The sequence below is a fragment of the Schinkia azotoformans LMG 9581 genome (assembly GCF_000307855.1).
Lineage (GTDB): Bacteria > Bacillota > Bacilli > Bacillales > Bacillaceae_J > Schinkia > Schinkia azotoformans.
The window spans coordinates 34,420-41,227 of record NZ_AJLR01000117.1 but is presented as its reverse complement, the minus strand read 5'-3'; the positions used below and the strand labels follow the sequence as shown (position 1 = coordinate 41,227).

The following is a 6,808-nucleotide window of genomic DNA, read 5'->3' as shown; positions in this document are numbered from 1 at the left end:
CGGAAGTTAAGCTCTTCAGCGCCGATGGTAGTTGGGGGCTGTCCCCCTGTGAGAGTAGGACGTTGCCAAGCAAACAAAAAGAGTAGCTGAGATGCTGCTCTTTTTTATATTCCTCAAAACCATCCTTTCCTTTTAAACCAAAAAAACATTAATAACGCAATGATACCCATCAATCCTAAAGATATAAAATATCCATATTTCATAGTCAACTCCGGCATATATTCAAAATTCATTCCATATATACCAGCAATAAAGGTTAATGGTGCAAAAATGGAGGTTATAATAGTAAGGATCTTCATAACCTGATTCGCTTGGTGAGAGTTCATAGATATATAACTATCACGAATATCCATTGTAATTTCACGATTTGAGTCCACCATCTCTGACAATTTTAATAAATGATCGTAGATATCAGAGAAGTAAGGTACCTTTCTTTTGATTCCTTCTAAATGCTGTGAGTTTAGCATTCGATATAACAGATCTCGCATCGGGTTGACTGTATGCCTCAAAGTTAATAATTGGTGGCGGATATCGAAAAGTTCATCTAATAAAATATCCATTGATTTATTTTCAGTATTATCTTCAATTTCATTTAGAACATCCTCAATTTTATAAATAATCGGGAAGTATTGGTCCACAATTTTATCCAACACTTCATAAAAACAGTGATACTGATCCCAATCTTTAATAATATCTGTTGAAATAAGCCTATTCCATACTTGGTTGATTTGATTAAAATTTTGATAGTGAAAAGATACTACGAAGTTGCTGCCGACAAAAAAGTTAATTTCCTCTTTTGTGAAATCATCTGGATTAATAACATGGGTTACAAAAAATGTGAAGTCATCATAATAATCTAACTTAGGGCGTTGTAGTCTATGAACACAATCCTCAATCGCTAATGGATGAAAGTGAAAATAATTGTGAAGCTCATCTATCTCTTCATGAGTAGGCATATTGAAATCGATCCAACACCATTTATATAATGTTATATCCAACTCATCGAGATTTGTATAAGTCACCTTTTTAGAGTCATGTGTAACTGCGATTACCTGTATCATTCTATACTCCCTGCATTGTTGGTATTATTCTTTTATCACTTATAGTATTAATTTGCCCTAAGTTGCAATAATTAAAGCAATTCATTCCAACTGATATTTTTATGAATGTTCCTGACCATTTTTCCGCAAAATAGTATCGATTTAAATAAATGTTTAATTAAAACGCGGGAGGGTTTCTCTTATGGTAAAAAGAAATGAAAAAACATCAAATATAGTTAATCAAAAGGCATTGTTAAATGACAAAGTACAAAAAGCAAGAGAAAATAATTTCAAGGGTGACCATATTAGAATGGATACTCTTGTCGGGGGTCAGGGGCAATAGGTTGTAATATATGTGTATCAGGGGTCTCTAAAGTCATGAAAAATTGACTTTTAGATGCCCCTTTTAATTGATTAGGCATTATTTTTTATGTCCTTTCGTTCTCCCTGTTTTATTACAATAATCTATTAATATAGTAAAAAATAATTTGACCTTTCACCCTTTAAAGGTTTAATGTAAAAAATAAATACACTTTGCGAGGGAGATTTGAAATGAAGCATCATTTTGATACAGAAGCTGTACATTTATCTGAAAATAAGTATGTCTCAAGTGCTAGTAAAGTTAATCCCATTTACCAAACCTCTGCCTTTGCCTTTTCAGACTTAGAAGAGCTAGAAGGCTTTTATCAAGGTGAAAGTAAATATTTATACACTCGTACTGGGAATCCAAATACAGATGAACTTGCAGCGGCGGTTGCGAATTTGGAGGGCGCACCTGCTGGGGTAGCGACATCATCAGGTTTATCTGCTATTATGGCCGGTGTTTTAGCTGTTGTAAAAGCAGGAGACCATATTGTCGCAACAAATGATATCTATGGTGGTACATACCAATTGCTTTCAGGGGAACTTAAAGACTTTGGGATTGACGTTTCATTTGTGAATTTTGAAAATGAGGAAGAAATTAAGAAGGCCATCCAGCCCAATACAAAGCTAATTTATACAGAGTCTGTAACCAATCCATTATTAAGGGTTGAAAATATCGGCCAACTTGTACAAATAGCTAAAGAAAACAATCTTTATTCAATGATTGATAATACTTTTGCGACACCCTATTTATTGAACCCATATGCACAAGGTGTTGATATCGTGGCCCATAGTGCGACAAAGTACATTGGCGGTCATAGCGATGTTTCAGCAGGGGTTGTTGTCGGTCATAGTGATTTAATTGCAGAAGCAAGAGCAAAGGTTGTTAATCTTGGCCTTAACTTAAGCCCGTTTGAATCTTGGCTCGGAACCCGTGGTCTGAAAACATTAAGCCTACGGATGGAACGTCATGTTAAAAATGCCCAGAAACTAGCAGACGGTCTAAAGAATCATCAGGGTGTAAGAAAAGTTTACTACCCTGAATTCGTATCAGAAAAAGGGAACGGCGCCATCGTTACAATTGATATTACAGGAAAATGTGATATTTCTAAGTTCTTCAAATCACTTTCTTGGGTAAAAATTGTACCAACATTGGCTGGAGTGGAGACAACCGTATCTTATCCAGTAGGTACCTCACATCGCAATTTATCTAATGAACTGCGAGAAGAGCTAGGCATTACTGAAGGCGTTGTCCGTATTTCAGTAGGTATTGAGGATCCAGAGGATATTCTTGCAGCATTTATCGAAGCATTGGACAAATCTTATTTTGTAAAATAATAGACAGTATGCGAAAATAGAATAGGTTACTGAAAAAATCCTTGGGAGCCATTCCTAAGGGTTTTTTTGGGACAGAGGGTCGGGAACTGTGGCCCACAGAAGTGTTCAATTTGGAGGGAATAAATTTGTCTGTTCAAGATGAATTTTCATTTATAAATAGCATTACACCTAAAAAATATAAGCAGCCCCATTTAGTTGCGGGGGTCGGTGATGATGCCGCTCTATATTCTGGAAATAATGATGTTGAAGAAATCGTTTGTATGGATACAATGATAGAAGAAGTGCATTTTAATCGGCAGACAATGAAGCCATTCCATATTGGTTATAAGGCGCTTGCCAGTAATATAAGTGATATAGCGGCAATGGGCGGTGTGCCGAATTTTTATTTAGTATCGATTGCGATACCGAAGCACTGGCCCGATACTGGACTTTTAGAAATATATAAAGGGATGGAGGCGCTGGCCGACCGTTACCAAATGGATTTAATCGGTGGGGACACGGTTTCATCGAAGCATAGCCTTGTTATTACTGTGACGGTAATAGGACGGGTACTTAAAGGAAGACATCTTTTGCGAAAAAATGCAAAAGCGAATGATATTGTTTTTGCCACAGGAAGTTTAGGAGATTCAATGGCAGGCTTGGAGCTTTTGCTAAAAAGCGGAGTCGATTTTAATTTTTCAAAGGATGAACAGGCATTAATCACAAGACATCAGCTTCCAGAGCCAAGAGTAGAGATCGGGCAAATTCTTGCTAAGTTTCCTCGGGTGGCCTTGAATGATGTTAGTGATGGAATCGCCAGCGAATTGAATGAAATCGCATCAGCAAGCGATGTTACAATTGTGATCGAGGCAGAGAAACTTCCGAAAAGCAGCCAAATTACAAGCTTTAGTGAAGATCAACAGCTTCACTGGATGTTAAATGGCGGGGAAGACTATGAATTGGTCGGAACGGTTTCGGAGGAAGATTGGATTGAGATCAAAAAAGAATGCGAGCAGAAAAATTATTCTATAACTAAAATTGGGTATGTAACGAACGGACCTGCAAAAGTATTGATAAAACAAGGCGACCAAATGAATCTATTACAAATGCTTGGCTTTAATCATTTCAAATAAATAGGGTGATCGTTTAAATGGAGTTTATTTATGATAGCAATTCCGCTGAACAAACAATGGATTTTGCTGAAAAATTAGCACAAAGGCTTGATAAAGGGACAGTAATCACGTTAGAAGGAGACCTTGGTGCTGGTAAAACGACGTTTACTAAAGGATTGGCGCAAGGTTTAGGGGTAACTCGAACCGTAAATAGCCCGACATTCACAATTATTAAGGAGTATATGGACGGGAAATTACCTTTATATCATATGGATGTGTATCGGTTAGAGGAAAGTGACGAGGATTTAGGGTTTGATGAATATTTTCATGGTGGTGGTATTTCTGTGGTAGAGTGGGCCCATTTTATTGAAGATATGCTCCCAGCTGAAATTTTAAAAATAAAAATTAACTATGTAAATGATACCGGTAGAAAAATAATCCTCGAACCTGTTGGGAATAGGTATATAGATTTATGTAAGGAGTTTTTTTCAAATGAAAGCATTAGCAATTGATACATCAAACCAGATCATGGGTGTAGCCGTAATTGATGGGACCACGATTCTTGGCGAATATATTACAAATCTTAGCAAAAATCACTCTGTAAGGCTTATGCCGGCAATCAGTGATTTAATGAAGGAAGTTGGAGTCGAGCCGAAGCAATTAGAGCGCATTATTGTTGCGCATGGACCCGGTTCCTATACAGGGGTAAGGATCGGTGTTACAATCGCGAAAACTTTAGCATGGACTTTAAAAATTCCGATTGTAGGAGTTTCCAGCCTTGAAGTATTGGCCCGGAATGGTCAGCATTTTAACGGAGTTGTATCACCTTTATTTGATGCCCGAAGAGGTCAAGTATATACGGGTCTTTATAAGATGAAGGGCGATAAGTTTCAATCAATAAATGAGGATCAAATTATTATGCTCAAAGATTGGGTTGCTGAATTGAAACAGCAAGATGAGAAAGTATTGTTTGTAGGGAATGATGTCCCTATTCATGAATCTGTTATTAAGGAAGTATTGCAGGATCAGGCGATCATTGCTTCTCCTTCTTTGTTCAACCCGCGGCCGTCTGAACTTGCGATCATTGGAATTGAGAAAGAGCCGCAAGAGGTCCATGCATTTGCTCCTAACTATATCCGCTTAGCTGAGGCAGAAGCAAAATGGATCGAAGCGCAAAAACAAGGATAAATCGGAAACGGGGCACGGGGGCGGGTTCTGCGTCTTAGCTGGGACAGAGTTCCCGACCCTATGTCCCACCGCCGCCCCCGTGACCAAGACAACGAGAATTTTAATACAAGGAGCAACACCGATGGAGGATATTGTTCAATTCCGTTTAATGACAGTGGAAGATGTTGAGCAAGTTTATAATATTGAAATCAGTTCTTTTACCTTGCCGTGGAGCAAGGAAGCATTTTACAACGAAATGGCAACCAATCAATATGCAAAGTATATAGTGATGGAGTTGGACAATCGAGTAATTGGCTACTGCGGTATGTGGGTTATTATTGATGAAGGGCATATCACAAATATTGCTGTATTACCGGAATACAGAGGAAGAAAATTAGGTGACGCCTTATTAAAGCAAGTCATTGAATTTAGTCGTGCTTTAGGCTTAAGAGTTGTAACATTGGAGGTTCGAGTTTCTAATATAGTAGCTCAAAAGCTTTATAAGAAATATGGCTTCCAAGCAGGTGGCATTCGCAAAAATTATTATACGGATAATTATGAAGATGCATTAGTAATGTGGGTGAATTTATATGAAAGATAAAGATCAAATTATATTAGCAATCGAATCAAGCTGTGACGAAACAGCAGTGGCAATCATAAAGAATGGCAGGGAAATTCTTGCGAATGTCGTTGCTTCGCAAATAGAGAGCCATAAACGTTTTGGCGGGGTAGTTCCGGAAATTGCCTCTAGACATCATGTTGAACAAATCACGATAGTTCTAGAGGAGGCTATGAATCAAGCTGCAATTACATATGACGATATCGCTGCTATAGCTGTAACGGAAGGACCTGGTTTAGTAGGGGCTTTATTAATAGGTGTGAACGCTGCAAAGGCGTTGGCTTTTGCCCATAATATTCCGCTCGTACCAGTTCATCATATTGCAGGGCATATTTATGCCAACCGTCTCGTGAAGGAAATGACATTTCCACTCCTAGCATTAGTTGTTTCCGGTGGTCACACGGAGCTTGTTTATATGAAGGGGCATGGCTCTTATGAAGTCATTGGGGAAACGAGAGATGACGCGGCCGGGGAAGCGTATGACAAAGTAGCACGTCAGCTCAATCTTCCATATCCAGGAGGTCCTCATATCGACCGTCTTGCACATGAAGGCAATCCTACCATCGACCTTCCACGAGCATGGTTAGAAAAGGATTCATTTGATTTTAGCTTTAGTGGGTTAAAATCTGCCGTCATTAATATCCTTCATAATGCAAGCCAACGCGGTGAAGAAATAAGGCCTGAAGATCTTGCTGCAAGCTTTCAGGCTAGTGTTATTGAAGTGGTTGTTACGAAGACAAAGTATGCTGCGGAAAAATATAATGTAAAACAAGTCCTTCTAGCTGGCGGTGTCGCCGCAAATAAAGGACTGCGGGCTGCACTTGAAAAAGAATTCGAAAAGACAGATATTGATCTCGTGATTCCACCATTATATTTATGCACGGATAACGCGGCGATGATCGCAGCAGCCGGCAGTATTGAATTTGAAAAAGGCAAAAGAGCAGGGCTGGATTTGAACGGAATTCCAGGGCTGGAATTGCAATAGGAACAAGGTAGGAACAAGATAGGAACACGGGGGATGACTCTCGTGTTCCATATTTTTTACTATGAATTCTTAGATATTTGGTTTATGATAGAAATAACAATTAATTACAAATTATGCCTATCTTTTCTCGATATTTGTCGAGAATTGTAGCATAATAGATTTAAGTACCATTTTATTGATATGTTTATTGTAAGCGGTTTCTGTT

The 6,808-nt window shown here is 38.4% G+C and carries 8 protein-coding genes and 1 rRNA gene; 8 read left to right on the top strand and 1 reads right to left on the bottom strand.

Translation table 11 applies throughout. From position 1 onward, the window contains the following. Positions 1-71: ribosomal RNA gene (rrf, locus tag BAZO_RS23455) — 5S ribosomal RNA — on the top strand; the annotation flags it as partial. Positions 72-113: 42 nt separating this feature from the next. Here rrf and corA read toward each other — a convergent pair. Continuing rightward, positions 114-1,061, bottom strand: coding sequence for a magnesium/cobalt transporter CorA (corA, locus tag BAZO_RS13400; RefSeq protein WP_003332124.1), 948 nt, complete (start codon positions 1,059-1,061; stop codon positions 114-116). 181 nt (positions 1,062-1,242) lie between these two features. On the opposite strand from corA, the gene BAZO_RS22695 reads away from it, so the two are divergent. From BAZO_RS22695 to tsaD, 7 genes are all read left to right on the top strand, one after another. After that, the gene (locus BAZO_RS22695) at positions 1,243-1,383 is read left to right on the top strand and encodes a hypothetical protein (protein WP_169315877.1); all 141 of its coding nucleotides are present in this window, start codon (positions 1,243-1,245) and stop codon (positions 1,381-1,383) included. Between the two features lie 209 nt (positions 1,384-1,592). Continuing rightward, on the top strand, positions 1,593-2,741 hold the full coding sequence (locus BAZO_RS13395; protein WP_003332123.1) for a trans-sulfuration enzyme family protein: 1,149 nt from the start codon (positions 1,593-1,595) through the stop codon (positions 2,739-2,741). A 125-nt stretch (positions 2,742-2,866) separates the two neighbouring features. Next, a complete protein-coding gene (thiL, locus tag BAZO_RS13390) occupies positions 2,867-3,853 on the top strand; it encodes a thiamine-phosphate kinase (RefSeq protein ID WP_003332122.1) in 987 nt (328 codons plus the stop codon). Between the two features lie 17 nt (positions 3,854-3,870). After that, positions 3,871-4,344, top strand: coding sequence for a tRNA (adenosine(37)-N6)-threonylcarbamoyltransferase complex ATPase subunit type 1 TsaE (gene tsaE, locus BAZO_RS13385; RefSeq protein WP_003332121.1), 474 nt, complete (start codon positions 3,871-3,873; stop codon positions 4,342-4,344). Next, the gene (tsaB, locus tag BAZO_RS13380) at positions 4,325-5,020 is read left to right on the top strand and encodes a tRNA (adenosine(37)-N6)-threonylcarbamoyltransferase complex dimerization subunit type 1 TsaB (RefSeq protein ID WP_003332120.1); all 696 of its coding nucleotides are present in this window, start codon (positions 4,325-4,327) and stop codon (positions 5,018-5,020) included. The genes tsaE and tsaB overlap by 20 nt, the downstream gene beginning before the upstream one ends. Before the next feature lie 121 nt (positions 5,021-5,141). Further along, complete coding sequence (rimI, locus tag BAZO_RS13375) at positions 5,142-5,600, top strand: ribosomal protein S18-alanine N-acetyltransferase (RefSeq protein ID WP_003332119.1); 459 nt, start codon at positions 5,142-5,144, stop codon at positions 5,598-5,600. Further along, positions 5,590-6,603, top strand: a complete 1,014-nt coding sequence (tsaD, locus tag BAZO_RS13370; RefSeq protein ID WP_003332118.1) for a tRNA (adenosine(37)-N6)-threonylcarbamoyltransferase complex transferase subunit TsaD — start codon at positions 5,590-5,592, stop codon at positions 6,601-6,603. The genes rimI and tsaD overlap by 11 nt, the downstream gene beginning before the upstream one ends. The last annotated feature ends 205 nt before the right edge of the window (positions 6,604-6,808 follow it).

Coding starts and splice junctions, on each gene's coding strand:
- corA (WP_003332124.1), bottom strand. CDS start 1,061: ATGATACAGGTAATCGCAGTTACACATGACTCTAAAAAGGTGACTTAT.
- BAZO_RS22695 (WP_169315877.1), top strand. CDS start 1,243: ATGGTAAAAAGAAATGAAAAAACATCAAATATAGTTAATCAAAAGGCA.
- BAZO_RS13395 (WP_003332123.1), top strand. CDS start 1,593: ATGAAGCATCATTTTGATACAGAAGCTGTACATTTATCTGAAAATAAG.
- tsaE (WP_003332121.1), top strand. CDS start 3,871: ATGGAGTTTATTTATGATAGCAATTCCGCTGAACAAACAATGGATTTT.
- tsaB (WP_003332120.1), top strand. CDS start 4,325: ATGAAAGCATTAGCAATTGATACATCAAACCAGATCATGGGTGTAGCC.
- rimI (WP_003332119.1), top strand. CDS start 5,142: ATGGAGGATATTGTTCAATTCCGTTTAATGACAGTGGAAGATGTTGAG.
- tsaD (WP_003332118.1), top strand. CDS start 5,590: ATGAAAGATAAAGATCAAATTATATTAGCAATCGAATCAAGCTGTGAC.